Origin of the sequence: Thermococcus sp. (assembly GCF_026988555.1) — an archaeon.
GTDB lineage: Archaea > Methanobacteriota_B > Thermococci > Thermococcales > Thermococcaceae > Thermococcus.
In genome coordinates, this window is sequence record NZ_JALSLB010000042.1 from 79,646 (window position 1) to 104,549 (window position 24,904).

The following is a 24,904-nucleotide window of genomic DNA, read 5'->3' on the forward strand; positions in this document are numbered from 1 at the left end:
AAACCTTATAGCCATCGACGGGAAACTAACGGCGGTGGTGACATGAGGATTAGGGAGGAAGAGGTTGGAATAGTGACTGGTGAAGCGAGCGTTAATTCTTTCCAGTTCTACGCCCAGCCGGACGTTGACTTAAAGTTCGGGGATTTCGTGGTTGCGAAGCTGTGTAAGGAGTCCCGCGAGAGAGAGTGCAGATGGAGCGACGATACTGAGTGGGTTATAGGAACAGTTCGTGGACTAAAGAACATAAACTGGCTCCTCAGTGAGGGGAAGAGCACCTACCACTCCCTTGAACTAGACATAAGGGAGTACGGTGAGAGCATAGGAGAAAACGAGGCCATGATCGTGAGCGTCCGGGTCCTCGGAAGGGTCAAGGTAGACGGCGAGCGGGCGGAGGTGGTCCCCAACCGCGTGCCCATCCCGAACGGGAACAGGGTTTACAGGGCCAGTTCGGAGCTTCTTAAGGCCATTTACTACGGGGGAAAAGCGTCCATAGAGTTAGGGAATCTCCTCCTGAGGGAGGACGTACCGATATACCTCGACGCAAACGAACTTGTATCAAGGCACTTCGCCGTCCTAGCAGTCACAGGAGCGGGTAAGTCCAACGCCGTTTCCGTGCTCATAGGTGAGACAGTTAACAAGCTCAGGGGGACAGTGGTTGTCCTCGACCCACACGGTGACTACACGAAACTCAGGCTGCCCGGAACAGGTAGGGAGTACGTGAAGCTCATCGAGGCCAAGATCACCCCGGAGGAGATGGACAGCGAAGAGCTGGCGGACCTTATAGAGGTCGCCAGAAACGCAACGATACAGAGAGAGTTCCTAGCAAAGGCCTGGGAAACCGTTAGACATGAAAACCAAGGCGTGGGGGGACGCGAGCTCATAGAGCGCCTGATGGAAACGATAAACGAGTGGATAAGAAACAGGGCCACGTATTTCTGGGACGAGGGGAAGGGAGGCTACATCACGGAGGATCTGAAGGGCGAACGTATAGAGACACTGCGTGGGGTTGTCTATAGAATAAGGCGATTTTTACGGAACTATGGTTCCCTTCTGACGAGTGAGGACCTGGTGTCCCAAATAGAGAGCGGAAAGGCCAACGTTATCGACCTGGGCCCCTTGGACGAGGGACAGATGAAGGTCGTCGTCGGCAAGCTCCTCGGGAAGGTGTTTGAAACCCGCCTAGACTACGAAAAGGCCAGAAAAACCATCTCCAGGCTGAAGGACGACCTAGCAGAGAACCACAACTCGGCAACAGCGGATAGGATAATGGAGCTGGAGTCGTTTATGAGGGCCATCGAAAGGAGGAGCCCTGCCCTCGCGGAACCTATACTCATAATAGTAGAAGAAGCACACATCTTCGCACCGCAGGGAGAACACAACGATGCTGTCCGTACACTTAGCAGGATAGCCCGTGAAGGACGTAAGTTCGGTGTGGGGCTGGGCATTGTCTCCCAGAGACCTAACAAGCTCAACGAAGACGTCCTAAGCCAGACAAACACCAAAATAATCCTCCGTATAGTCAACCCCAAGGATCAGGACTACGTGCTCAAGGCCAGTGAACAGCTGAGCTCTGACCTTCTGGGCGATATCGCCTCCCTCGGGAAGGGGGAGGCCGTCATAGTTGGCCAGGCAATAAGCCTGCCGGCCCTTGTGAAGATACACCACTTCAAGTCCCTCTGCGAAAAAGGGATATGCGGAGACTATGGTGGGGAGGACATCGGCATCGTGAACCGCTGGCTGGAGAGGGTAAAACGGGAAGAGGAGGAGAAGAGGCTTGAGGAGATCTACGAGGAGGAAGGCGTTGACATCGATTTCTGAGGTGTTCGCATGGTGAAGTTCGCCCACATCGCAGACGCTCACCTGGGATACGAGCAGTACCGTCTGCCCTACAGGGCCGCCGAATTCGCTGAGGCGTTCAGAAGGGCAGTCGAGATATCCGTACGTGAGGATGTCGATTTCATCCTAATATCCGGCGACCTCTTCCATCAGAGTCGGCCAAGCCCCGAAACCCTGAAAGAAGCCATAGAGATACTCTCGATCCCACGGGACAGGGGCATACCAGTCTTCGCGATAGAGGGGAACCACGACAGAACCCAGAGGCGGATCTCCGCCTACCACCTACTTGAGGGGCTGGGCCTCTTGAACCTGGTGGGCCTGCGCGATGAGGAGGTCGAGAACGAGCACCTGAGAAGCCGTCGCCTCGGAAACAAATTCCTTGTCAGAGGGATATTCGAAAAAGATGGGGGGAGCATCGAGATCCATGGAATGCGATACATGAGCGCCGCATGGCTCGAGAAGAATCCACTTGACAAGATATTCAAACCTAAAGGGGACGCCATCCTCATGCTGCACCAGGGGATAAAGGAACTGGTCGAGGATATGATGGGGATTCTGCCCGAGAGCCAGAGGGACTACTTCGAGTTAAGGCTGGGAGACCTCCCCAAGGGCTACCTCTACTACGCACTCGGCCACATACATAAGAACTTCGAGACAACCTACGACATCGGAAAACTGGTCTATCCTGGATCACTCCAGCGCTGGGACTTCGGGGATTACGAGATAAGGTATCGCTGGGACGGCAGGGCGTTTAAGGCCAGAGACGGCACTAGAAAAGGCTTTTACATTGTGGAGGACTGGAACCCAAGGTTCGTTGAGCTTAATGTCAGGCCCTTTGTTGACATCCGGATCGAGGCCGACGAGGAGACCGCCAAGCGTGAGCTGGAGCGCCTTGGAAAGGAGATACCAACGGAAGCCTTCGTACGCCTCGACCTCAAATGGGAGCGGCCCTTCGACGTGTCCGCGTTCTATAGCCTCCTTCCAGTTCGCTACCTGTACGTTAGAACGCGCTTTGAGAGAAAGTCGGGGAAAGGGGAGAAATCCAGAGAAGTCCCGAAAGTCGAGGACTACTTCCTCCCCATAGAACTGAAGGCCATAGAGCTGGCGGGGGTAAAGAAGCTGAGGAACGTAGAGGAAGTGATCGAACTCTTCCTCGAAGGTGAGTGGGAGCCGAAGGAAAATAGCACTGATGAGAAAGCAGAGAAGCCCAAAGAAACAGGAAAAAAATCCGAAAAAGAAGCCAAAAAATCGCTGGGGGAGAGTTACGGAAAGAAAAAAACGCCCCAGAAAAAAGGGAAGGACCTGCTCACATGGCTTGGTGGTGAGAGATGAGGATAGAAAAGCTCTTGGTCAAAGATTTTCGGTCCCACAAGTTTACAAAGGTAACCTTCACTGGGGGCATAAACCTGATAGTTGGGCAGAACGGGAGCGGGAAGAGCTCACTTCTAGACGCGCTTCTTGTTGGTCTCTACTGGCCCACGAAACCAAAGGACCTGAGGAAGGAGGACATCCTGAGAATAAGAGAAAGCGACGCCGATAAAACCTCCATGGAGATAACGGTCTTCTTCGAGAAGGGAGGGGTCAAGTACCAGGTACACCGAAAGATAACCAGGGGGATAGCGTACATCAAATACCTGGATGGCAACACATGGAGGAGTCTGGAGAGCGGTCAAAAGGGAGTACGGGACTGGATAGAGAAAACAATCCCTTACGACGTTTTTCTAAATGCGATATATATAAGGCAGGGGGAGATAGACGCCATCCTGGAGAGCGACGAGAGCAGGGACAAGGTCGTAAGGCAGGTTCTGGGTCTGGACAAGTATGAGAACGCCTACCGGAATCTGCTGGACGTCCGAAAGGAGATCGAGGGGAGAATAAGATCCATAGAGGATTACCTGAAGAGCACGGAGAACCTAGATGACCTCATATCCTCCATGGAAAAAGAACTCTCAGAAACCCTAAAGGAGGTAAGGGGACTCTCCTCGGAGATCCCAAAGCTCACGAAAAAACTCCAGAAGGCTGAGGAAGAATTGAAACGGCTGGACTCCCTTGAAAAAGAAATAAACTCCCTGATGCTCGCCATAAAGAAGAAAGAGGGCAACCTCAATGCTCTGGAAGCAAGACGTCTGGAGCTGGAGAAAAGGATAACAGAAGCACGGGAGCGTATCAGGGTCCTGGAGGAAAAGGTTAAGGAACTGAAGGGACTTAAGGACAGAGCAGAAGAGTACACACGGATCTCGGAGTTCAGGAAAGATTACTTGGACGGGAAGGCCAGGAATGAGAAGCTCATGGCGGAATATCGGGTCCAAATCTCGGTGATAGATGAGAGACTCAATGAACTGGGAGGCCTCAAAAAGCGCCTTGAGAAACTAATCGACAGGAAAGAAGAGCTGGAGAAAAAAGAGAAGGAACTTGAGGAAGACGTTAAAGCCTATGAAGAGGCCAGATCGCTGACCTCCAGTCTTGAAAGACTCCGGAAACGGTTGAGGTTGAAGCCCGAGGAAGTGGAGGAGCTTGCGAGGAGCATTGATGGGGCCCGGGATAGGAAAGAGGAGATACAGAGAGAGTTCGAAACCATAAACGAGAAACGTGGTGAGCTGAAGAACCTGGCAAAGGAGAGGAACGGGGCGATACTGGAGCTCCGGAAGGCCCGGGGGAAATGCCCGGTCTGCGGCAGGGAACTCACCGAGAAGCACAAGGAGGACATCATCAAGAGATACCATGAGGAGCTGAAAGAAGTCGCTGCCAAGGTAAAGGAGCTGGACGAACGTGAGAGGGCACTGAGAAAGGAGCTTGTACAGGTGGAGGAAGTCCTTAAAAGAGAGAAAGAGCTGATAGCCGCAAGGGAGATCCTGAAGCAGATTGAAGAGGTGGAAGGCAAGCTGAGCGGGTACAATCTGGGGTCACTTAAGAAAAGGGCGAGGGAATATGATGCTCTGAAGGGAGAGCTGGAAAAGATCAAAGGCGAGATGGAGGGCATTCAACGGGAGCTGGAGCGCGAGAGCACCCTAATGAGAAAGAAAGATGCACTCAACAGGAAGTTGAAGAAAGCTGAAGAAGAACTTCTAAGGCTGGACAAGGAACTAGAATCCCTCGGGTTCTCAAACATCGAGGGTCTGGACTCTCGGATAAAGGAGCTGGAACCGGCGTATCAGAGATACCTGGAGCTCAAGTCCGCACCCGCAGAGCTTGGAAAAGAGAGAAAAGCACTGGAGAGATTCGGGAGGGATATGGAGAGCCTGGTGAGGAGGCTCAATGAAGGGAGCAGAGAGCTCGAGTCATTGAAGAAGGAGCTGAAGGAGAAGAAAAGTGCCTATAACCCGGAAAAACATACCGAGGCCAGAAAGCACTTCATCAGGCTAAAGGAGGAGCTCGCCACGAAGAACGCTGAACTTGAAGGGGCAAAAAAGAAACACGACGAGATAATGGGGAGACTGAAAGAGTTCAAGGAGGAAAGGGAAGAACGTGAACGGAAGCTTCTGGACCTACAGAAGCTGAAAAAAGCCCGCGAAAGAGTACAGGAGCTGAGAGAAAATGTAAGACGATACAAAGCAATGCTGAGAGAGGACGCCCTGGCAAAGGTCGGTGACGTGGCCAGCAAGATATTCGAGGAGCTGACGGAGGAGAAGTACTCTGGGATAACGGTCAAGGCGGAGGAGAACAAGGTGAAGCTCGGCGTTGTTTACAACGGGAGGGAGCACGGACTGGGTTTCCTGAGCGGCGGCGAGAGGATAGCCCTGGGGCTGGCGTTCCGCCTTGCTCTGTCTCTGTATCTGGCGGGAGAGATGAGCCTGCTCATCCTGGACGAGCCAACACCTTACCTCGACGAGGAGAGACGGAGGAGGCTCGTGGACATAATGAGCCGATACCTGAGGAAGATACCGCAGGTCATAGTCGTCTCCCACGACGAAGAGCTCAAGGACGCGGCGGACCGTGTGATAAAGGTAAGCTTGGAAAACGGAGTCTCCGTGGTGAGGGAGGTAGAACTGGGGGTGTGAGCATGTACCGTCTGATAGACAGAAGGAGCGTTAACAGGATCAAGGAAATGCTGCAGAGGGGCTATGAAGAGGCGAGGGAGAGGATGGCTGAGGTGGAGTGGCGGCCCCTCCCGAAGGAGAGGGAGAGCTGCACGGTATACGCCGTTGATGGAAGCCAGGGAAAGCAACGACTCAGCGGGACAATATTTTACACCGTCTCCTCCTACGCCTTTGGAAACGGACCGAGCTACCGTCTGGTGTACACGAACGCCATGCTCTATAACCAGGGGATATCCGACCAGATAATCCGCCTCCAGATGGAAACCCTCGAGAACAAACTGGGATTCCTAGCCGCGGAACTCGGGGAAGTTGAGTACGTCATGATGGACGGAACGCTGACCGGCTCGCTCACAAGGCCGCCCGTTTATCCGGAGAGCGTGAGGGGGATAACGACCATAAAGAACGCACTGGGAGACGACGAACTTGGGAGACTGGTTGACGACTTCGTTGAAAGGCTGAAACAACACTACGTGGAACTTGAGGAGGAATTAAAGAGCACAGGTAAAGTCTCCACCTGGGTCATACTGGCCGATGAAGTCCTCGACGAGTACTCCAGCTACTACAGAGCCATGGTAGGACACAGGGAAAAGAACTTCGACGGTACTCTTCCAAAACAGCTCAGGGTATCGCAGAAGAAAATTGAACGGGCCATTGAGGAAGGTAAAACGGTGGAAGAACTCTATACGGAGATCCTGGAGGAGTATGGAGAAGACAGAATCTTAAGTCTTGAGGACGCCCGTAACTCCGTTCACGTCGTTCTCGGATACCTAGAGTATCTGTACTCGCTGGAGAAGCTATTAGAAAGCGGTCGGTTCGATCTCGTATACGTCGCCAAGAGCTTCTACAACAGGAAGCTCACCCAGAAGCTGGGCATAAACGTGGTTGATGTCCCGTACCTGGACGCATACCTGCGGAGGAAATTCGGGGAGGAGATACCCGGTTACTACATCATAACCCAAGGGGGCGGGCCAATAAGCCACCGTTTGCCCAAAGTCTTGAGAAGGCACTTTTCCACGGTCGAACAGTACATCAAAAGGGGAGTTGCCATGGCCTACGTAAGGACAATGAAGGGAGGGGTGATATACCTCCTCCAGAGCAACAGAACGATAGACGAAGAGCTCCTGAGCAGGGTACTATGGCACGAGAGTAATGGGTACTTCAGACCGCTGCAGAGGGCCCATGAGGGTGTTAAGATAGAGAAAAAGGCGTTTGAAGCCGAGCTGGCTGCACTGCTGAACATAATGAAAAAGGAGAGTCCGGAGCTCAGGGTCTTTCTGAAGTACGGACGCTCACCCCTGGAATGAAGGGACTGAGGACAAAGAGACGATCAGCCCTCCACGGTCGCCTCAAAAGAGGCCACCATGTCCGCGTAGCCAGGATCAACTCCCCTGAGATACCCTTTCACTTTTCCGGCCGTGCCCCAGCGATCAGGGCCTGCGAGGACAAGGACCACCTGTCCATCGGCCCACACATCGCTTTTGATGATTATCCCCCTCGTACCGGTCCGAATGGAGTTCTGCTCGTCCACGGTGAGGGCCTCCCTGACGTAGGCCCCAACGCCGTCGTACGCGTCAGGGCCACCGAGGATTATCACGAAGGGGCTCTGCTTGTAGGCATCAAACTGGGTCGCGGTCACCCTTTTGACCGAGAAACCCAGGTTCTCAAGCTGCGCGCCCAGGAGATCGCCCTTAATGTCCCAGTCTACGTTATTCGCCAGTATCACAACGTTGGGGGTCTTCTCTGAACCCCCTATAACCCAGCTAACTAGGTCACCAAGGATGTTAAGCTCCACCCCGTTCCCTTCCTCAAGGTCAAAGGAGGTATAGACCGCACGGTAGGGGCCGTCCATACGGAGGATTCCCCCCGTGTAGTCCACGGTGTGCGCAAAGACTTCCGGAAAATGCCTTCTTGCGGCCCACAGGAACCTCCACATCTCCAGGTCGGAGGGGGAAGGCAGAACGTTAACAACCCGGCCGTTCACGGAGACCGAGACGTGATCGTCCATAAAAACCGCGTTGGAAACCGCATCGGCGAGGGGAAGCTCGGCGGTCATGCTGAAGTTAAAAGACCTGCCGCTCATGCCGGTCATCACCGAGGCGAGCCCCCGCAACAAGGTGTCGTTGTCTTCCACGAACCTGTTAAGCGCCCTCCTAGCCATCGCGCGCTGACCATCGGACAGTATCACCTGCCACCCGACGGTGTCGTAGGAGGAGGGGGAGATCCCAGAATACCCAATCATTAAAGTAGAGCCAGTGTTCACGTAGGGGAGCATTACAGAAACGTTCTCAAAACCGCAGGATGAACGGACGACTTCTTCAAGCTGAAGCAACCCCATCCCCAGCATCCCCGCGATGCTCGGCTCGTTCGTTGCGTTGCCGATGTGAAGGGGATTGGCCCCGTCAAACAGCGTCCCCCCTGTCACTATCAAACCGGCGTGACTCGCCTTCAGGTAGCTCTCCAGGGCACGCATCTCATCGGAGTTGAGACCCCAGTTCGGGAGCCAGAGGTCGGCGAGTATTATCGCCTTCGGTCCGATTTTTGATATGGCCTGCGGTAGCTCCGAGGGGGAGATTACCGTTATATCGTACTTTGCCGCGAGCCGCTCCCAGTGATGTTCCCGTATCATCCAGTGGGGAACAAGTTTCAGCGGTGCCACCGCGGCTTCGTAGTCGGAGAGGTTGTAGTTGTAGAACTCCAGGGAGGCGTTTATCATGTCCACAACCGAGTTCAGGGAATCAAGGTAGGATCTGGCGTCCACAGACGGGTCAACGATGAGTACCCGCTCCCCGGAGGGGTTGACAACGTAGAACGTATAAACCGGACTCACGGAAACCTTTCCCGTCGGTCCCGTGACCACGACTTTAAAGTCCACCTTAACACCGGGCTGCTGGGCCGGTATGGTGAGCTTCTTGTAGTACACGTAAAACTTGTCGGGGTTATTGCCGTAGTAACGGTTTATTATGGACTGGTACACGTTCCAGCTCTCGCCGGCGGCGGCATCCTTAACGAAAGCGGTCTTCCATTCACCGTCGTTCACCCGGTAGTAAGCGGTGACGTTCTTCGGCGGAAACATGTCAGCAACGTAGAAGTACACGACCTCCTCGGCACCGGGTCCTATTGAGTGGCCACTTGGGACATTTCCAACGATTATCAGCGGCGGGTAAATCCTGCTCACGATAACGGTGGCCGAAGCGACTGCCATCACAGAGCAGAAGAGAATGAGAACAAAGAACAGTGCGGGGACCCTCCTTCTCATCATGTATCACCATCCAGAGTAGGTCACCGAAGTATTTATAGGTTCCTCAATCCCCGGAAGGTGTTCCGAAAGATTTAAACGAATGGACAAAAAATCCAGGCACATGAGAAAATGGCTCCCTGCGCTGGTATTCCTTTCACTGGTATCCCTTTTCCTGGGTGTTTACGTTGGTTCGGTGAGAGTCCCCGCGTCGCAGGTGAGCACCGGGATAGCCTACGGCGTGGCGAGGGCCCTTCACCTAACCGGGCCATCGAGACCCCCAGAGTCCTTCGTCATAATATGGGAGATCCGGTTCCCCAGGGTTCTGCTCGCGTACCTCGTCGGCCTGGCACTCGCGTCCGCAGGTGTTGCGGCTCAGGCACTGTTTAGAAACCCCCTGGCGGACCCGTACATCATAGGCGTGAGCGCGGGCGCCAGCATCGGAGCGGCGATAGCCTCAGTCTATGCCCCTTCACAGATGGGCCCCTTTGCCCTAGTCTTCGCGGTGTTCTCGGTTCTCGTTGTTTACAGCGCTGCAAAGGTCGATGGGAACGTTCCCGTGGATACATTGCTCCTGGCGGGGGTCGCGTACGGGTTCATGGCCAGCGCGGTAACTTGGTACATAATACTCAAAGAGGGCGAGAGGGCCCGTGTTACGTGGATGTGGATGATGGGAAGTTTCAACGGTGCATCCTGGGTCGACGTGGGGCAGATGGCCGTGGTGACCCTTCTGGGCACCGGTTTCTTAATATGGAAATGGCGCGAGCTCAATCTTCTGCTTCTCGGAGAGGAAAGCGTGGCCCTCGGTCTCGATGTCTCCCTCTACAGAAAGCTCACGGTTGGCGCGATTGCACTGTTAACGGCGTTTGCCGTCTCAACGGCAGGCATAATAGGGTTCGTGGGGCTTGTGGCGCCACACATCATGCGTATCCTCCTCGGACCCAACCACCGACGGCTGACGCCCGCCGCCGCGCTTCTTGGAGGAGTAATACTAGTTACGGCGGACCTCATAGCCAGGGTGCTATCAAGACCGACCGAGATCCCCGTCGGGATAGTGACGGCACTCATGGGCGCACCCTTCTTCCTTTACCTCCTGCGGAACCACAGAAAGGGGGTGTTCACCGCATGAGGGTCGAGGTGAACATCTCCTTTTCGTATGGCGAGGTCGAGGTTCTAAGGGACGTTGAATTCTCGGCCCGAAAGGGGGAGTTACTTGCCATAATCGGGCCAAATGGGGCGGGGAAATCAACCCTCCTAAAGTGCATGGTCGGCATGCTGAAACCCCGGGGGCACGTAACGGTGGACGGGGCGGACGTGCTCTCACTGAAACCCCGGGAGAGGGCAAAGATGATAACCTACGTCCCCCAGAGCTCCCTCCCAGAGTTCGCATTCACGATAGAGGAGTTCGTTGAGATGGGGACCTACGCAACAAGAGGGGACGTGAGAAGGGCCCTGGAGACGGTAGGGCTCTGGGAGCGGAGGGACGAACCCGTGACGAACCTCAGCGGTGGGGAGTACCAGCTGACCCTGATAGCGAGGGCACTGGCACAGGACAGCAGGGTGGTACTACTGGATGAACCCACCTCCCACTTGGACATAAACCACACCCTCCAAGTGATGGAGCTGCTCAAAAGGATGAAGGAGGACCACGTGACCATCCCCGTCCTCCACGACCTAAACCTCGCACTGACCTACGCGGACAGGCTGATACTGCTCCAAGGAGGTAGGAAAAAGTGGGAGGGAAAACCAGAGGAGCTCGAACCATCAGTTCTGGAGGAGGCGTATGGGGTTAAGGTCAAAATCCTGGAGATCGAGGGCGAGAGGCTGCTCCTAGCAGCACCCTAGCAAAGGTTTAAAACATGAGGGGGAAATAAGCTCAGGGGTGAGAGAATGGAGACCAAGAAGACCGGAACCACCACCGTGGGAATAAAGGTTAAAGAGGGGATTGTGCTTGCCGCCGACACCCAGGCTTCACTCGACCACATGGTCGAAACCCTTAACATCAAGAAGATAGTCCCGATAACCGACAGGATAGCCATCACAACAGCCGGAAGCGTTGGGGACGTGCAGGCACTGGCCAGGATGCTGGAGGCCGAGGCAAGGTACTACCAGTTCACGTGGGGCAAGCCCATGACGACGCGGGCCATGGCCAACCTGCTCAGCAACGTCCTCCAAGAGAACAAGTGGTTTCCGTACATGGTGCAGATAATAATCGGCGGCTACGTCGATGAACCAACGCTGGCGAGCCTTGATCCCCTCGGTGGCCTAGTGTTCGACGAGTACACGGCAACCGGCTCCGGTAGTCCCTTTGCAATAGCCGTTCTTGAGGACGGCTACAGCAAGGAGATGGGTGTTAAGGACGCGAGGGACCTGGCGATAAGGGCCGTAAAGACCGCTGGAAAGAGGGACGTTTACACCGGAAGCAGGAAGGTACAGGTCGTTGTCATAACAAACGCGGGTATGAAAGAGGAGTTTGTGGAGTTCAAGGACTGAAAGTCTTTTAACCTTTTTCACCCCACCATATCCCATGAGTGGATCCGGAAAAAAGCTGGTCGCAGTGGTGCTGGTACTCCTCTTCTTCACCATCACGTACGCCGCCGTTAGGGTAAGCTGTGAGACCGAACCCGTTCTACAGCAGGCCAAGGAGATCCTGAAGGAAGTTCAGGAGATAAGGGGGCTGAAGTTCAAGGAAGAACCCCAGATCATAGTGATAAGCAGGGCGGAGGCCCTGGCAATGTGGAAGCCCTCGAAGGAAGACCTGGAGACCCTGAGGATGATGGAGCACGTGTACAAGATGAGTCTCCTCATAAGGCCCAATTATCCTTTCTTACAGAGGAAGGAAGAGCAGAGGGCCGGTTGGATGGCGGCGACAGTGGGGGACAGGATATACATAATCAGGGAGAACTTTCTGGGCAACCCGGACACGGCCCGTAGGGCGCTGGCCCACGAGTCCGTACACGTCCTTCAGAAGCAGTGGTTCAACGCAAAGTACGGGGCAGGCACATTTGATGGAACACTGGCGGTAAGGGCGCTCGTTGAAGGGGACGCGGATCTGGTTGCGGACATATACTGTGAGAGAAACAGCATCCCGATCCACAAAATAACATCCCTGAGCGGCGATCCCGTAACCGACATAAACATCTTTCCCTACGTCTTCGGCGACTCCTTCGTACGCTACCTCTACGAAAAAGGCGGATGGAAACTCGTCAACGGGGCATACAAAAGGTACCCGGTGAGCACAGCGCAGATAATGCATCCACAACTCTACCTCACCAACGTGACACCCGTGAACGTAAGCGTTCAGTCGCCTGCGGGCTGGAATGTTCTCTACGACGACAGGATGGGAGAGTTCTATGTTTACATCCTGATGAGGGATCACGGGGTTGAGAACGATACCGCCTGGCGGATCGCGTCCTCCTGGCAGGGGGACCGCCTCATTCTGGCGAGGAAAGGTGAGGAATATCTCCTCCTGTGGAAGGTAAAGTTCCAGAACGGAAGCGCGGCCAGGAAGTTCACGGAAGAACTCCAGACGCTCATGAGAGGCAACACGTACGCGAACTACACGGTAAGCCTGGGGGGAGGTTTTGTCACCCTGAAATCGGAGAGGAGAGGATGATTATGAGACTCAGGTGTCCCATGTGCGGCAGACAATACGATGGGCCGGTTCAGAGGTGTGAGTGCGGCGAACCGGTCGAGTTCGAGAGACTCACCGGGGAACCATACATAGGGAAATCGGTTTGGGAACGCTTCTGGGACTTCTGGCCGGTCAAGCCTGAGCTGGGGCTTTCGCTCGGCGAGGGCGATACACCTCTCATCAGGTCAAAGCTAGGAGAGGAGCTCGGGATAAAGCTCTATCTCAAGAACGAGACCGTAAACCCGACGTGGAGCTTCAAGGACAGGGGCACTTTCTTGGCGATGAGCTACGCTCTCAAAGCAGGTTACAGGGCAGTCGGAACGGTTTCAACCGGCAACATGGCGGCGAGCGTTTCGGCCTACGCCTCACGCTTTGGGCTGAAGGTGAGGATTCTCGTCTCCGAGAGCGCGAGCGACGAGAAGCTGAGGGCCGTTTCGGTTTACGGCGGCGAGGTCATTAGGGTTCACGGCGACTACGGGAGGCTCTACTTCGAGAGCCTGAATCTGGGAGAAAAGCTCGGGATCTATTTCATGAACTCCGACAACCCCTTTAGAATCGAGGGCTACAAGGGCATAGCCTTCGAGATAGCAGAGGAGATAAGCCCTGACTACGTTCTAATCCCGACCAGCTCCGGCGGGCTCTTCCGGGGAATAGCCAAGGGCTTCATCGAGCTCCACGAGAGCGGACTCATCGATACAGTTCCCACCCTCATCGCCATCCAGGCTGAAGGCTGCCCACCGATATGTAAGGCCTTCCGCGAGGGGAAAACGAAAATAGAGCGCTTTCAGAGTCCCAAAACGATAGCCAAGGCCATAGCCAACCCATATCCGCCGAGCGGGAACGCGGTTCTGATGCTCATGAGGGACTTTAGCTGGAAATGTATGTCCGTTTTCGACGAGGAGATACTTGAAGCGCAGAGGAAGCTCGCCGACGAAGGTCTCTTTGTCCAGCCGGCGAGTGCTACGGGCATAGCGGCGTTGGAGAAGCTCGACCTTCCGGGAGGGACAAAGGTCGTCTCTATACTCACTGGTTCAGGGTTGAAGACGCTCAAAACCTCTCCAAAAGGCGAGATAAGAGAGTGCCCTCTTGAGGAACTGAAAAACTGCCTGAGGTGAGAAAAATGCTCGTTGGAATAGGATTGATGCCCCACGGAAACCCGGTTCTAGAACCGGAGGATGAGGAAACTGAAAAGCTGGCACGGGTGCTCGAAAAAATTGGAGAAACGTTTTCGGATGTCGACTCCTACGTGCTCATCAGCCCGCACAACGTCAGGATGAGCGAGCACCTGGGGGTGGTCATGGCCCAACACCTCATTTCCTGGCTCGGTTTCGATGGAGTTGAGCTTCCGGGGGAATGGGAAACAAACAGAGAGCTTGCGAGGCGTATATACGAGAAAGCCAGAGAGCACAGATTTCCAGTGGTTGACCTTCACTTCGCCAGCGGGAGCGGCAGGTATTCAAGATGGCCGCTGACATGGGGCGAACTCATACCACTCCATTTCCTGAAGAAGAAGCCGCTGGTCCTCCTAACACCCGCAAGAAGCCTGAGCAGAGAATCCCTCCTCGACTTCGGAGAGGTGCTAGGAAAGGTCATTGAGGAGAGCGGAGAGAGGATCGCGCTGATAATAAGCGCCGACCACGGACACGGACACGACGAAAACGGCCCGTACGGAAGGGTGAAGGAGAGCGAAACCTACGACAAACTAATCATGGAGCTGATCAACGAGAACCGCCTTGAGGAACTGCCAAAAATCCCCCAGGAGCTCGTGAGGAAAGCACTTGTGGACAGCTACTGGCAAATGCTCATAATGCTCGGAGCGATGAGAAAGACGGAATTCGAACTGAAAAGTTCAGCGTACGCCTGTCCGACGTACTTCGGCATGGCAGGAGTGCTGTGGGTGCGGAAGAACTAAAGAACTTCAAAGCTCACCTCAAGCAGCTCTCTGGCTCTCCTGAACCTGACCTTTCTGATTTTTATCTCCCCTATCTCACCTGTCGTTTTCGTGTGCCTCTCCTTGCAGGCGTTCACGTTCCAGCCCTCGATAACCACGACCCTGAGGGTTCTTACATCCTCCGGGATGGGGAAGAGGTCGTACATATCCTCGCCGAAGCGCTCCTCGGCCTCATCCCTGGGCAGCTCGTAAACCCTAACCGGGACGTTCTCCTTAACCTTCTCGTTGGCGAGGCGCTCTATTTCCTCTACCTCCCCTGGAGTGGGTTTTCTGCTGAACTTAACGGTTAACCTACCCCGGTTTCCTTTAACGTAAACGCTTGCTGTCCATCTGGCCTTTTCTCCAAGAACCTTGACGACCGCGCCCTTAAGCACGTGCAGGGCGGTATGGGTTTTGATCTCAACCGATAGCATAGGCATCATGGGACATCTGCAGAGGACTTATTAACGGTTGCGACGAAGTTGTACAGGGATCGTCATGGTGAAGCTTAAGGAAATCGCAGAGGAGTTGGGGGCGGAGATGCTCCACATTGGAAGACCCGTAAAGACCGTTGAGCAGGCCACGAGGGGAACCGGTGCATCCCCAAGGCAGGTTATAAAGTCGCTCGTGATAATAAGCGAGAGGGGGCCGCTACTCGTCATAGTCGACGGGGAGTCAATGGTCAGCATGAGAAAGCTGAGGAAGCTCTTCGGAAGCTGTCGCTTCGCGAGGCCGAATGAGGTTAAAGCACTCACGGGATACGAGGTGGGTGGGGTTCCACCTGTCGGGGTGCCGCTAAGAACGATAATTGACTCACGGGTTCTGGAGAACGAGTACGTCATCGGCGGAGGCGGCGCCGTGGATAAACTGCTGAGGATAAGGCCACAGAAGATCGCGGAGTATCAAAAGGCCGAGATACGGGAAGTAAAAGATTAAGTCTCCACGACATCCTGCCTCCCACGGTAGAAAAGATGCCGACGTTTGAAGGTTTTTCAGTCCTCTCAGGCCACTACCGAAGAAATCCTGCCAAAAGGTTTCTTTGTTCAACAAAAACCGTTATAAATGCCAAAAACGAGACTTCAGTGCCGTATTAAAAACTTTTGAGGTGGTCACCATGGCCGAAAAGAAGAGAAAGAGGGTTCTCATTTTGGGCGCCGCAGGTAGGGACTTCCACAACTTCAACACGTTCTTCAGGGACAACCCCGACTACGAGGTCGTTGCCTTCACCGCAACCCAGATTCCGGATATTGAGGGCAGGGTCTACCCCAAGGAGCTAGCTGGAGAGCTCTACCCGAACGGGATCCCCATCCTCAGCGAGGACAACATGGAGAAGATAATCAAGGAGCACGACATCGACGTCGTTGTCTTCGCATACTCAGACGTTCCGCACGAGCACGTCATGCACCTCGCGAGCAGGGCTCACAGTGCCGGTGCCGACTTCTGGCTCCTCGGCCCGAAGAGCACCATGCTCAAGAGCACCAAGCCCGTTGTAGCGGTTACAGCAGTCAGAACCGGCTGTGGAAAGAGCCAGACCAGCAGGAAGGTCGCCCAGCTCCTCCAGGAGATGGACTACAAGGTCGTCGCTATAAGGCATCCGATGCCCTACGGCGACCTCAGGAAGCAGATGGTCCAGCGCTTCGCCACCTACGAGGACCTCGACAGGTACGAGTGCACCATCGAGGAGCGCGAGGAGTACGAGCCCTACATCGACAGGGGCATGGTTGTATATGCCGGCGTCGACTACGAGAAGATCCTCCGCGAGGCCGAGAAGGAGGCAGACATAATCCTCTGGGACGGAGGAAACAACGACTTCCCGTTCTACGTTCCGGACCTCTGGATAGTCGTCACTGACCCGCACAGGCCAGGCCACGAGCTCAAGTACCACCCAGGTGAGACCAACTTCCGCGCCGCTGACGTCATAATCATCAACAAGATTGACAGCGCCAACAGAGACGACATCCAGAAGGTTCGCGAGGACATCGAGAAGATCAACCCGAACGCAGTCGTCATCGACGGTGCCTCACCGCTCTACGTGGACAAGCCGGAGCTCATCAAGGGCAAGCGCGTTCTCGTCGTAGAGGACGGTCCAACCCTCACCCACGGCGGCATGAAGTACGGTGCAGGTTACATAGCGGCAAAGAAGTACGGGGCCAAGGAGATAATCGACCCGAGGCCCTACGCCGTCGGCTCGATCGTCGACACCTACAGGAAGTACAGCCACCTCGACGTCATCCTGCCGGCCATGGGGTACGGCGAGAAACAGATCAAGGAGCTCGAAGAGACCATCAACCGCGCAGACGCCGATGTCGTCGTCATAGGGACCCCAATAGACCTCAGGCGCGTGGTTAAGCTCAACAAGCCGGCCGTCCGCGTCCGCTACGAGCTGGAGGAGATCGGCGAGCCGAAGCTCAAAGATGTGCTCAAGGAGTTCGTCGAGAAGTGTGAGAAGCTCAAGAAGTGATTTCTCCAGAACTGGGGAAAACCTTTTATTTATTTCCCTCGTTTTCGTTATGGTGATCCCATGGACGAGGTGGCATTCTTCGGCGCGATATATGCACTCGGCCTCCTCCTGATGATTCTCCAGCTCGCGGCTCTCGTGTGGGTGATCTACGACGTCTTCACGAAGCAGAAAAAGATGCCAGACATTGAGAAGGTCCTTTGGGTTGTTCTGGCGTTTCTATTCACGGTCCTCGGGGCACTGGTGTACTACCTCGTGATCAAGCGAGAGGATAAGTACGAAGAGAAACCACTGGAACCTCCGGAAACCCCGGAAGAACCCATAGTGTACTGACCGGAAGCCTTTTAGGGAGTGACGACAACTTATTCTGCCCGGGGAGTGCCGCCGAAGGCGGAGCCGATGAACTTGGGCGGGTTATTACCCCCTTTAAGGCTTTTTGTGATTCAGCTCAGGAAGGGTGACAGAGCGGAATTCCAATCGAGGTTTTTAAGCCCTGAGAACCCGCACTTCTCAAGTCGGGAACAATAAGTGGCATTCCGATGGGCAACCCTGGGCTTATGCGGGGAAGATAGAGATAAAGGCAGGTATTCAAGAGATGTAACCGTGCTCGAAACGGGGGTGTGCCTTTCTTTCTTTGGAACTCACTCCCCTACAACCTGTACTACAACGCGTCTGTGCCTTGGCCTCACATCAAGCTCCACGAAGAAGATTTGCTGCCAAGTTCCGCGCACGAGCCTGCCGTTAACGACGGGGAAGCACTCGCTCGCGCCGAGGAGCGTGGCACGAAGGTGGCTGTGGGCGTTGTCGTCTATCCTGTCGTGGAGGTAGCCTTTGCCCTTGGGGATAAGCTCCTTCAGAGCCCGCTTGAAGTCCTCAAGAAGGCCGGACTCGTGCTCTATCGTGACTATCGCTCCCGTTGCCCCGGGAACGAAAACGATGACCACCCCATTCTTGATCCCACTTCCTTCAACGACCCTCTCAACTTCCAGGGTTATATCAACCAGATCAATCTCGCCCCTCGTTGAGAAGTGAAGATGCTCCGTGTGGGTTCCCATACCATCACCGACCAGAACTCCAGGGCAGGACCTATTAAGTTTGCGGCGATGTTGTGAGTGGAATATACTTCATAAGCCTTTTGAGCTTTTCAATCACTTCAAACGGATCCCTGCCGAAGATATAAACCATAGGTTCCACGCCATGCCCTCCTCGATCGATCACCGCATCGTAAACATCATGTTTAAAGGGCCCCGTGATCTCTTTTATCGCGTCCTCCCCTTTTCTCCCTCCGGTCTCTACAACGGCCACCCGGAATCCAGCTTTCTCTAGGGCATGCCGTACATCACCGTCGTATCTGATGTTGAGGACGCTTCTCAGCTCGGGACGGAATTCAGCGAGTTCCACAAGGATTCGGGAGGTGAATCTGCTCGCTCCAAACTCCGGAGGCAGGGCGTAGGGCTTCCCCTTGGCATTGGTAATCCTCCCTGGGACAGCGGCAACATCCTCCACACCATTTGGCAAGGGTAGAGCGTAGGCAAAGTTACTTCTAACCTCAGGGATGAGCCCCGAGAATGCCTCAAGCCTCAAAAGGTTGCGGAGGGCAAGATCGAGCTTTTCAAGAACATCACCACGGCCCCTCCGTACCGAATATATCGAGCGGCATGCCTCCTCACTGATGCCGGCGTATCTCGAATAAAATCTGCAGAGGAACCCGCTCTGGAACAGTTCCACAAGGCGCCTGGAGAGAAGAACAGTAGCCTCCTCTTTACTCCCCCCGTAGAGGATGAACTTTGAAATTTCCTCAGCCACATCCCCAATTTTTTCGGCCAGCTCCTCAGGTGGTTTTTTGTACTTTCCTGACAGATACTTGCTAACCATTGCCTGGGTTATGCCTAGGTAGTCTGATATCTCGGATTGCGTCATTCCGGCGCGGTACAGCATCTCAGCTATCCGGGCACGCAGAAAAGGCATGACCTCATCCGCTATGTAGACGGCGGGAGTCCTCACAATGATCACCCTTAACAACTCAGTTATTAAAATCTACACTCAGGGTTTAAATCATTGCCGTTTACAGGTTTATGTTAAAAAAGGCTTAAAAACCCATCGATTTTTACATCAGAAGGGCTTCTATGAACTGGAAAGGACGCAACGTGATAAGCGTTAGGGATTTCTCCAAAGAGGACATTGAGTTTGTTTTAGACGTTGCCGAAAGGCTTGAAACGGAACTCAAAGAGAAGGGCTCGCTCGACTACGCGAAGGGAAAAATCCTCGCGACGCTCTTCTTCGAGCCATCAACGAGAACCCGTCTGAGCTTTGAGAGCGCCATGCACCGCCTCGGCGGCTCGGTTATAGGCTTTTCCTCTGCATCGAGCACGAGCGTCAGAAAGGGGGAGAGTTTGGCGGACACCATAAAGACCGTCGAGCAGTACAGCGACGTCATAGTCATACGCCATTCGATGGAGGGAGCCGCGAGGCTCGCCGCGGAGGTGGCGGAGATACCGGTGATCAACGCCGGCGATGGGAGCAACCAGCACCCGACTCAAACTCTGCTCGACCTCTACACGATAAGGCGCGCCTTTGGAAGGATTGACGGCCTGTCCATAGGCATGCTCGGCGACCTCAAGTACGGGAGAACCGTCCACAGCCTGGCGGGGGCTCTGGCCTTCTACAACATCGAGCTCTACATGATTTCACCCGAACTGCTGAGGATGCCGAAGCACATCGTCGAGGAGATCCGCGGAAGAGGAGTTAAAGTCCACGAAACTACCAATCTTGAGGGGGCTGTTCCGGAGCTCGACGTGCTCTACGTGACGAGAATCCAGCGCGAACGCTTCCCGGACGAACAGGAGTACCTCAAGGTCAAGGGGAGCTATCAGGTTAACTGCGAGCTTTTGAAGAAAGCAAAGGAAACGCTCAAGGTCATGCACCCGCTCCCGAGGGTGGACGAGATTCACCCAGAGGTGGACAAGAGCGAGCACGCGCTATACTTCAGGCAGGTCTTTTCAGGTGTTCCCGTTAGAATGACCCTTTTGGGCCTAACGCTGGGGGTGCTCTGAATGGTTGCAAGTTTTAGGCTGCATCCCACCTTTGATGGTTCGGGGGATGCAATCAGGGTCGAGCACGTTGATGAGACCCCAACACTTTCCGCCAGCGCTTGCGAAGGCAAGGGCTGTTTGGGGGTGCTGTAAATGCCCGAGCTCAAGGTTGAGGTAATCCCAGAGGGGACTGTGATAGACCACATTCCCTCAGGAAAGTGGCTCAAGGTCATCGAGATTCTCGGCCTGACGAAGCCCAACGGAGGAACGCTCCTCATAGCCTCAAACGTCCCCAGTAAAAAGCTCGGCAGAAAGGACATCGTCAAGGTCGAGGGTCGCTACCTAAGCGAGGAAGAGGTTAACAAGATTGCCCTCATAGCTCCAGACGCGACCGTCAACATCGTCAGGGACTACAAGATAGTAGAGAAGTTTAAGGTCGAGATTCCGGACGAGATAACCGGAATCCTTCGCTGCGCGAACCCCAACTGCATCAGCAACCACGAGTACGTGAAGCCACGCTTTAGGGTCGAGAGCAGGAAACCGCTCAAGCTCCGCTGCCACTACTGCGAGAGGATCTTAGAGGGTGAGGAGATACCCGGCAACCTCTGAGGAGGCTGCAACCTTTCTTTTTCCTTTGTGGATGGCATGAACCGGGGAAATTAGCCAGCCTACTCCATGATGTGGGGAAGCCTCCTCAGCACGGGCAACGTCACCGCGAGGCTTACGAAGACATCTATTATGCTCTGAACGGCATTGGGGAGGCCAATCGCCACCCAGAAGGGAACGTGGGTCCACTCCTCAACAACCTGAACAACCCTTTCATGGGGTATCCCGAGGAACATCTGAATGGCGAAGTAGTAGTTGAACGCCACCATCAGCGGAATCCTAATGGAGACCCCAAGGAGGTACGCCAAGACCCCAAAGAGCACGACACCTCTCCTGTTCGCCCGTTCAAAGTCAAAACGGGTTATCAAGCGTGCCGCTTCAAAGCCAAGTAGAACCGTTAGAGTTGCACTGGCCTTCATGAAACCCCCAAGCCAGCTGCTGGGAGACACCAGGCTCAGGCCTATGAAAAGCAGAAAAACAGCGGTCAAACCTCCGAAGAATCCGGTCATCAGGTAGACCATTACTATCGGAACCGCCACCAGGTCAATCTTCATCCCCCACATGGTTGGCATCTCAACGGGAATAACCTCCAGCATGAGCGAGAGACCGAGCATGATTCCCACAATGGCTATCTCCTTGGAGCTCATCCGCATCCAGCACCACCGCGCCAACTCTGTTCCACAATTTATAAATTTTTGTTCCATATCTGGAATATACGTTCGGGAATCCAAAAAGAACCCTTAAAAGCAGAGCCCTGGAGATACCTTGGAGGGGGCCATGTTCACGGTCGAGGGAATATCAGAGCTGGTCATGGAGATAAGGCGTGAGAACGGTTTTCCCGATACCCCGTTCAGGATAGATGAAATCAGATACGAGGAAGAGGGGGACAAGCTCTTCATAATAGCCCACGACAGGACGGACAAGAGCGTCATTATAGGGAACAGCTTCGTCATCGGAAAGCTCCGCGAGAGCCTTGGAGTCAGACAGGTTACGGTTTATTCCAGCCTCGACCTTGGGATAAAGAGGAGAAAGCTCGAAAGAAATGCTGGGAGGATTAAGGGAACTCATCTGGAGTTTCTGCTGCCCGTGGTGGAAGCCGAGATGAAGTTTCCACCGCGGAAATGGCCGGCTGTGAAAACGGACAGAAAGGGGCTGGTTTTTCTGAGCTTCAACGCAAAAGCCCTCCTTGGATTTGCTGAAAGCTTCTGCATGGAGTATATAGCAGTGGGCATAAAACATACCTTTCCCAGACTTCCTTATGAGGCTGTTGAAGGCCACCCGCGGGAGCTTTTCCACCCGGATGAGGGGAAGCTGCTGGAGCTGGCTGAAGGGACTGGTGCGGAGATAATAATGTCCGATTTTCCCTTTGACCTGAAGTTTGCAGATGGCACAGCTCTCCTCAACCCCATGCGCTTTTTTCATATAGGTTTCTTTGAGCTGAAGTATCTCTTCGGGTTTGAGAAGCCGGTGATTTATGATAAAAGATCTCTCATTGACTTCATAACCGCCCTTGTCTATGAGGGGCTGATGGAGTCCACTGACGGGGCAAATCTAATCTGGAGGATGTGGAGAAAATGATAGTCGGTGTCGTTGGAAAGATCGCGGCAGGGAAAACGACGGTTGCAAAGTTCTTCGAGGAGAGGGGATTCTGCAGGGTTTCCTGCAGCGACCCGCTGATTGATTTGCTGACCCACAACGTTTCGGACTACTCGTGGATTCCAGAGCTGCCAGAGAAGGCCGAGCCGACACGGGACAGGCTCATAGAATTCGGGAAGTACCTCAAGGAGGCCTACGGCGGGGACATCCTCATAAGGCTCGCCGTGGACAAGATGAAGCACTGCAAGAACATTGTCATAGACGGCGTCCGCTCCGAGGGGGAGATAAAGGCCGTGAAGGGACTCGGCGGGAAGATCATCTACGTCGAGGCAAGGCCAGAAATAAGGTTCGAGCGCCTGATGAGGAGAAAGGCCAGCAAGGACAAGGGCATAAAGAGCTTCGCCGACTTCAAGGCGATGGACGACGCCGAGGAGCGCTTATATCACACGAGAGAGCTGAAGGGTTTGACCGACTACGTGATAATCAACGAGGGAACTCTGGAAGAGCTGAGGGAGAAGGTCGGGGGGATAATTGAAGAGGTGATCGGATGAAGCTTCTCATCATCGCCCCCTGCCTGCTGAGTCCCTTCTACGTCTACCGCGGACCTAAGGAGAAGGAATATATGACAGCGAGGCTCCTGAGGGAGCTGATCGGAGAGCTCGGTGATGGCTGGCAGGTTTTGACATACCCATGCCCCGAGTACGAGCTGATCGGCTGGCCGCGGGCACCGGCGAGCAGGGAGGTCTACGAGAGACTCGGCATGCGTGAGAGGGCCAAGGCAATAGCCGACTTCATCGGAAGGGCCCTGACCGAGGAAAAGCCCGAAAAGATCGTCTTCATCGGCGTTAGGGGCTCCCCTACCTGCGGGATCTTCCACACGAGTTCAAGCGACCCGGAAAGCTATCCCTACAGAACGATGCAGGAGTTCTTCTACATGGACAAGGGGGAGAGGATAGAGCGTTCGAGGGAGATAGTCAAAGAACAGGGTTTCAAATTGGTGAAAGTGCCCGGAATACTGTTTGAAATTCTAATGGCGAGGTTCCCAGAGGCGGTTTACGTCGAGTTCGACAAGGATGACATAGAGGGTAGTATAAAAGAAATGGAAGAAAAATTGAAAACCTGTTAGCCGGTTATCCAACTTTCAAAAGCCATGTAAACCCCATGCTAGCTGTATGTTCCTCCGTTCTCGATAGTATATTCCACTCCAGGTAAGATTTTTGAAAAGTAACCTGAAAATCAACTTCGACTATCCTGTGCCACTTCCCGTCGTGGAGGGCCTTTTGGTCAAAGCTGGCAACCGAACCAACCATCGTGCTGAAGGTTGTTTTTGCACAATCTGCATTGGGGTTGAATTCCAAAACCCAATCAGCTCCTGGATTGACGCCGTTCGTATAGGAAAGCATTTTCTCGTCGGGTATCACCACAGTGTAGGATATGGAAGCTCCCTCGGCCCCGACCCCTGTTGTTATCGTGGTCTCCCCCGGTATCGTCGTTGGGTTAACCGCTCCCAGGGTTGGTTTGAGGGAGGGATCAAGGTCCCATTTGTGAGATATCCTTGCTTCCTTCGTCTTGAACTCCTCGTAGTTGTTATCATCAAAATAGTCCTTTAGCTCAATTCCGGGTTCTATCTGATAGTAACTGTTTGTCAAGCCTGTGGTGCCATCTCCGGCAACGGCTATCCATTCTCTGTTGGGGTTTCCATCGTTCCACAAGCCCCAGACATGGTAAACCATGTAGATGTTGCCGTAGGGAGGGTCTATTCTCTGATCCTCAACTGGTCCAAAGTCGTGCCAGTATGGCGTCGAGGTGGTTTGGGGAATGATGGTTTCCCCACCTGTCGCAACGTCAACCGCTTTGCCCTCGTAGCCTTTGGGCATCCCCAGTGGGATTGCCCTTATGTCAGGGTGAAAGTACGGTTTCTCCCTGGCCCAGTTTCCGAGGTTTTTCACCACTTCATCCCGTGATATAAGGCCCAGCTTGGAGACCGGAGCCCTTATTACCTTCACCGCTATCCTGTCGTCGTTAAAGAACTTTATGCCATAGCCAACTATCACCGTTCCCCTCCCGTTCAGAGGGATCGCCAGGACGTGAATTTTTCCACCAAACCGCGAGGCGATGACCTTGAGTTCGCCGGCAAGAAGGGAGGGATCCAAGGCCAAGCCACCCCTGCCGGTGATGAGAAAGGTCGTTGAGTTCTGGGACGAAAGCCTTACAAGGCTGATGGATGGGGCCAACGGTGGATTTAAAATCTTCGAATCGTTGTTGTTTGGAAGGCCATAAACAAATAGAAGTCCTCCTAAAAAAAATTCCTATAAGGAAACCTGCAAGCAACTTCCGCAAGGATGTCACCTCCTAAAGAGCATCATCAATATTATTAGAACTTTAAAGGATATATATATTTCGGTTCAAGAAATAGATTGCAAGAAGGTTAAAACAAACTCACTTCGTCGGTTAGGCCCTCTTTATTGCTCCCCTCATCAGCCCCTCCGCCGTCTCCATCAGCTTCTTAGCCTTCTCCTCCGTATGTGCCTCAAGGGTTA

24 protein-coding genes are annotated in these 24,904 nt (G+C 54.1%); 18 read left to right on the plus strand and 6 right to left on the minus strand.

Going from position 1 to position 24,904, the window contains the following annotated elements:
- Positions 1 to 42: 42 nt before the first annotated feature.
- The 4 genes from herA to nurA are packed head-to-tail and all read left to right on the plus strand — an operon-like array spanning position 43 to position 7,177.
- Positions 43 to 1,818 carry a DNA double-strand break repair helicase HerA gene (gene herA, locus MVK60_RS06415; protein ID WP_297437602.1) on the plus strand — a complete coding sequence of 592 codons (1,776 nt, stop codon included), beginning with the start codon at positions 43 to 45 and terminating at the stop codon, positions 1,816 to 1,818.
- Positions 1,819 to 1,830: 12 nt separating this feature from the next.
- Positions 1,831 to 3,168 carry a DNA double-strand break repair protein Mre11 gene (mre11, locus tag MVK60_RS06420; RefSeq protein WP_297437679.1) on the plus strand — a complete coding sequence of 446 codons (1,338 nt, stop codon included), beginning with the start codon at positions 1,831 to 1,833 and terminating at the stop codon, positions 3,166 to 3,168.
- A complete protein-coding gene (gene rad50, locus MVK60_RS06425; RefSeq protein ID WP_297437604.1) occupies positions 3,165 to 5,834 on the plus strand; it encodes a DNA double-strand break repair ATPase Rad50 in 2,670 nt (889 codons plus the stop codon). The genes mre11 and rad50 overlap by 4 nt, the downstream gene beginning before the upstream one ends.
- A gap of 2 nt (positions 5,835 to 5,836) precedes the next feature.
- Positions 5,837 to 7,177, plus strand: coding sequence for a DNA double-strand break repair nuclease NurA (gene nurA, locus MVK60_RS06430; RefSeq protein ID WP_297437606.1), 1,341 nt, complete (start codon positions 5,837 to 5,839; stop codon positions 7,175 to 7,177).
- Between the two features lie 23 nt (positions 7,178 to 7,200).
- On the opposite strand, the gene MVK60_RS06435 is transcribed toward nurA, so the two are convergent.
- Positions 7,201 to 9,129, minus strand: coding sequence for a hypothetical protein (locus tag MVK60_RS06435; RefSeq protein WP_297437608.1), 1,929 nt, complete (start codon positions 9,127 to 9,129; stop codon positions 7,201 to 7,203).
- Between the two features lie 103 nt (positions 9,130 to 9,232).
- On the opposite strand from MVK60_RS06435, the gene MVK60_RS06440 reads away from it, so the two are divergent.
- Genes MVK60_RS06440 through MVK60_RS06465 form a run of 6 tightly spaced genes read left to right on the plus strand, consistent with a single transcriptional unit; the run spans position 9,233 to position 14,654 of the window.
- Entirely contained in the window at positions 9,233 to 10,237 is a 1,005-nt protein-coding gene (locus tag MVK60_RS06440) for an iron ABC transporter permease (protein ID WP_297437610.1), read from the plus strand.
- Positions 10,234 to 10,953: an ABC transporter ATP-binding protein gene (locus MVK60_RS06445; protein WP_297437612.1), complete on the plus strand. Its 720-nt coding sequence runs from the start codon at positions 10,234 to 10,236 to the stop codon at positions 10,951 to 10,953. Before MVK60_RS06440 ends, MVK60_RS06445 begins: the two co-directional genes overlap by 4 nt.
- A 45-nt stretch (positions 10,954 to 10,998) precedes the next feature.
- Entirely contained in the window at positions 10,999 to 11,601 is a 603-nt protein-coding gene (gene psmB, locus MVK60_RS06450) for an archaeal proteasome endopeptidase complex subunit beta (protein ID WP_297437614.1), read from the plus strand.
- A gap of 34 nt (positions 11,602 to 11,635) precedes the next feature.
- Complete coding sequence (locus tag MVK60_RS06455) at positions 11,636 to 12,724, plus strand: hypothetical protein (protein WP_297437616.1); 1,089 nt, start codon at positions 11,636 to 11,638, stop codon at positions 12,722 to 12,724.
- Between the two features lie 2 nt (positions 12,725 to 12,726).
- On the plus strand, positions 12,727 to 13,857 hold the full coding sequence (thrC, locus tag MVK60_RS06460) for a threonine synthase (protein ID WP_297437681.1): 1,131 nt from the start codon (positions 12,727 to 12,729) through the stop codon (positions 13,855 to 13,857).
- A 5-nt stretch (positions 13,858 to 13,862) separates the two neighbouring features.
- On the plus strand, positions 13,863 to 14,654 hold the full coding sequence (locus MVK60_RS06465) for an extradiol dioxygenase (protein WP_297437618.1): 792 nt from the start codon (positions 13,863 to 13,865) through the stop codon (positions 14,652 to 14,654).
- Here MVK60_RS06465 and MVK60_RS06470 read toward each other — a convergent pair.
- On the minus strand, positions 14,651 to 15,106 hold the full coding sequence (locus MVK60_RS06470) for an alanyl-tRNA editing protein (protein ID WP_297437683.1): 456 nt from the start codon (positions 15,104 to 15,106) through the stop codon (positions 14,651 to 14,653). The two genes, MVK60_RS06465 and MVK60_RS06470, sit on opposite strands and share 4 nt — an antisense overlap.
- A 64-nt stretch (positions 15,107 to 15,170) precedes the next feature.
- On the opposite strand from MVK60_RS06470, the gene MVK60_RS06475 reads away from it, so the two are divergent.
- The 3 genes from MVK60_RS06475 to MVK60_RS06485 all read left to right on the plus strand — a co-directional run bounded on the left by MVK60_RS06475 (position 15,171) and on the right by MVK60_RS06485 (position 17,463).
- Positions 15,171 to 15,608, plus strand: coding sequence for an aminoacyl-tRNA deacylase (locus MVK60_RS06475; RefSeq protein WP_297437620.1), 438 nt, complete (start codon positions 15,171 to 15,173; stop codon positions 15,606 to 15,608).
- Positions 15,609 to 15,786: 178 nt separating this feature from the next.
- Complete coding sequence (locus MVK60_RS06480; RefSeq protein ID WP_297437622.1) at positions 15,787 to 17,133, plus strand: cyclic 2,3-diphosphoglycerate synthase; 1,347 nt, start codon at positions 15,787 to 15,789, stop codon at positions 17,131 to 17,133.
- A gap of 60 nt (positions 17,134 to 17,193) precedes the next feature.
- A complete protein-coding gene (locus MVK60_RS06485; RefSeq protein ID WP_297437624.1) occupies positions 17,194 to 17,463 on the plus strand; it encodes a PLDc N-terminal domain-containing protein in 270 nt (89 codons plus the stop codon).
- 308 nt (positions 17,464 to 17,771) lie between these two features.
- On the opposite strand, the gene MVK60_RS06490 is transcribed toward MVK60_RS06485, so the two are convergent.
- Both MVK60_RS06490 and MVK60_RS06495 read right to left on the minus strand, forming a co-directional pair.
- Positions 17,772 to 18,185, minus strand: a complete 414-nt coding sequence (locus MVK60_RS06490) for a secondary thiamine-phosphate synthase enzyme YjbQ (protein ID WP_297437626.1) — start codon at positions 18,183 to 18,185, stop codon at positions 17,772 to 17,774.
- 34 nt (positions 18,186 to 18,219) lie between these two features.
- Positions 18,220 to 19,134, minus strand: a complete 915-nt coding sequence (locus tag MVK60_RS06495) for a thiamine-phosphate synthase family protein (protein WP_297437628.1) — start codon at positions 19,132 to 19,134, stop codon at positions 18,220 to 18,222.
- 122 nt (positions 19,135 to 19,256) lie between these two features.
- Here MVK60_RS06495 and pyrB point away from each other — a divergent pair, with 122 nt between their 5' ends.
- Together pyrB and pyrI are read left to right on the plus strand one after the other, a co-directional pair.
- On the plus strand, positions 19,257 to 20,183 hold the full coding sequence (gene pyrB, locus MVK60_RS06500) for an aspartate carbamoyltransferase (protein WP_297437630.1): 927 nt from the start codon (positions 19,257 to 19,259) through the stop codon (positions 20,181 to 20,183).
- 132 nt (positions 20,184 to 20,315) lie between these two features.
- Entirely contained in the window at positions 20,316 to 20,771 is a 456-nt protein-coding gene (pyrI, locus tag MVK60_RS06505) for an aspartate carbamoyltransferase regulatory subunit (protein WP_297437632.1), read from the plus strand.
- Between the two features lie 59 nt (positions 20,772 to 20,830).
- Here the strand turns inward: pyrI and MVK60_RS06510 are convergent, their stop codons facing one another.
- Positions 20,831 to 21,421 (minus strand): hypothetical protein, encoded by a 591-nt coding sequence (locus MVK60_RS06510; RefSeq protein ID WP_297437634.1) that lies wholly within the window; start codon positions 21,419 to 21,421, stop codon positions 20,831 to 20,833.
- Between the two features lie 124 nt (positions 21,422 to 21,545).
- On the opposite strand from MVK60_RS06510, the gene MVK60_RS06515 reads away from it, so the two are divergent.
- The 3 genes from MVK60_RS06515 to MVK60_RS06525 are packed head-to-tail and all read left to right on the plus strand — an operon-like array spanning position 21,546 to position 23,490.
- Entirely contained in the window at positions 21,546 to 22,346 is an 801-nt protein-coding gene (locus MVK60_RS06515; protein ID WP_297437685.1) for a hypothetical protein, read from the plus strand.
- Positions 22,343 to 22,915 carry an AAA family ATPase gene (locus MVK60_RS06520; RefSeq protein WP_297437686.1) on the plus strand — a complete coding sequence of 191 codons (573 nt, stop codon included), beginning with the start codon at positions 22,343 to 22,345 and terminating at the stop codon, positions 22,913 to 22,915. Before MVK60_RS06515 ends, MVK60_RS06520 begins: the two co-directional genes overlap by 4 nt.
- A complete protein-coding gene (locus tag MVK60_RS06525; protein WP_297437636.1) occupies positions 22,912 to 23,490 on the plus strand; it encodes a hypothetical protein in 579 nt (192 codons plus the stop codon). The genes MVK60_RS06520 and MVK60_RS06525 overlap by 4 nt, the downstream gene beginning before the upstream one ends.
- Before the next feature lie 4 nt (positions 23,491 to 23,494).
- Here the strand turns inward: MVK60_RS06525 and MVK60_RS06530 are convergent, their stop codons facing one another.
- On the minus strand, positions 23,495 to 24,517 hold the full coding sequence (locus MVK60_RS06530) for a hypothetical protein (protein ID WP_297437638.1): 1,023 nt from the start codon (positions 24,515 to 24,517) through the stop codon (positions 23,495 to 23,497).
- Between the last annotated feature and the right edge of the window lie 387 nt (positions 24,518 to 24,904).

Excerpts from the sequence above, each read along its gene's own strand:
- herA (WP_297437602.1), top strand. The coding sequence starts at position 43 with ATGAGGATTAGGGAGGAAGAGGTTGGAATAGTGACTGGTGAAGCGAGC.
- rad50 (WP_297437604.1), top strand. The coding sequence starts at position 3,165 with ATGAGGATAGAAAAGCTCTTGGTCAAAGATTTTCGGTCCCACAAGTTT.
- nurA (WP_297437606.1), top strand. The coding sequence starts at position 5,837 with ATGTACCGTCTGATAGACAGAAGGAGCGTTAACAGGATCAAGGAAATG.
- MVK60_RS06435 (WP_297437608.1), bottom strand. The coding sequence starts at position 9,129 with ATGAGAAGGAGGGTCCCCGCACTGTTCTTTGTTCTCATTCTCTTCTGC.
- MVK60_RS06440 (WP_297437610.1), top strand. The coding sequence starts at position 9,233 with ATGAGAAAATGGCTCCCTGCGCTGGTATTCCTTTCACTGGTATCCCTT.
- MVK60_RS06445 (WP_297437612.1), top strand. The coding sequence starts at position 10,234 with ATGAGGGTCGAGGTGAACATCTCCTTTTCGTATGGCGAGGTCGAGGTT.
- psmB (WP_297437614.1), top strand. The coding sequence starts at position 10,999 with ATGGAGACCAAGAAGACCGGAACCACCACCGTGGGAATAAAGGTTAAA.
- MVK60_RS06455 (WP_297437616.1), top strand. The coding sequence starts at position 11,636 with ATGAGTGGATCCGGAAAAAAGCTGGTCGCAGTGGTGCTGGTACTCCTC.
- thrC (WP_297437681.1), top strand. The coding sequence starts at position 12,727 with ATGAGACTCAGGTGTCCCATGTGCGGCAGACAATACGATGGGCCGGTT.
- MVK60_RS06465 (WP_297437618.1), top strand. The coding sequence starts at position 13,863 with ATGCTCGTTGGAATAGGATTGATGCCCCACGGAAACCCGGTTCTAGAA.
- MVK60_RS06470 (WP_297437683.1), bottom strand. The coding sequence starts at position 15,106 with ATGCTATCGGTTGAGATCAAAACCCATACCGCCCTGCACGTGCTTAAG.
- MVK60_RS06475 (WP_297437620.1), top strand. The coding sequence starts at position 15,171 with ATGGTGAAGCTTAAGGAAATCGCAGAGGAGTTGGGGGCGGAGATGCTC.
- MVK60_RS06480 (WP_297437622.1), top strand. The coding sequence starts at position 15,787 with ATGGCCGAAAAGAAGAGAAAGAGGGTTCTCATTTTGGGCGCCGCAGGT.
- MVK60_RS06485 (WP_297437624.1), top strand. The coding sequence starts at position 17,194 with ATGGACGAGGTGGCATTCTTCGGCGCGATATATGCACTCGGCCTCCTC.
- MVK60_RS06490 (WP_297437626.1), bottom strand. The coding sequence starts at position 18,185 with ATGGGAACCCACACGGAGCATCTTCACTTCTCAACGAGGGGCGAGATT.
- pyrB (WP_297437630.1), top strand. The coding sequence starts at position 19,257 with ATGAACTGGAAAGGACGCAACGTGATAAGCGTTAGGGATTTCTCCAAA.
- pyrI (WP_297437632.1), top strand. The coding sequence starts at position 20,316 with ATGCCCGAGCTCAAGGTTGAGGTAATCCCAGAGGGGACTGTGATAGAC.
- MVK60_RS06510 (WP_297437634.1), bottom strand. The coding sequence starts at position 21,421 with ATGCGGATGAGCTCCAAGGAGATAGCCATTGTGGGAATCATGCTCGGT.
- MVK60_RS06515 (WP_297437685.1), top strand. The coding sequence starts at position 21,546 with ATGTTCACGGTCGAGGGAATATCAGAGCTGGTCATGGAGATAAGGCGT.
- MVK60_RS06520 (WP_297437686.1), top strand. The coding sequence starts at position 22,343 with ATGATAGTCGGTGTCGTTGGAAAGATCGCGGCAGGGAAAACGACGGTT.
- MVK60_RS06525 (WP_297437636.1), top strand. The coding sequence starts at position 22,912 with ATGAAGCTTCTCATCATCGCCCCCTGCCTGCTGAGTCCCTTCTACGTC.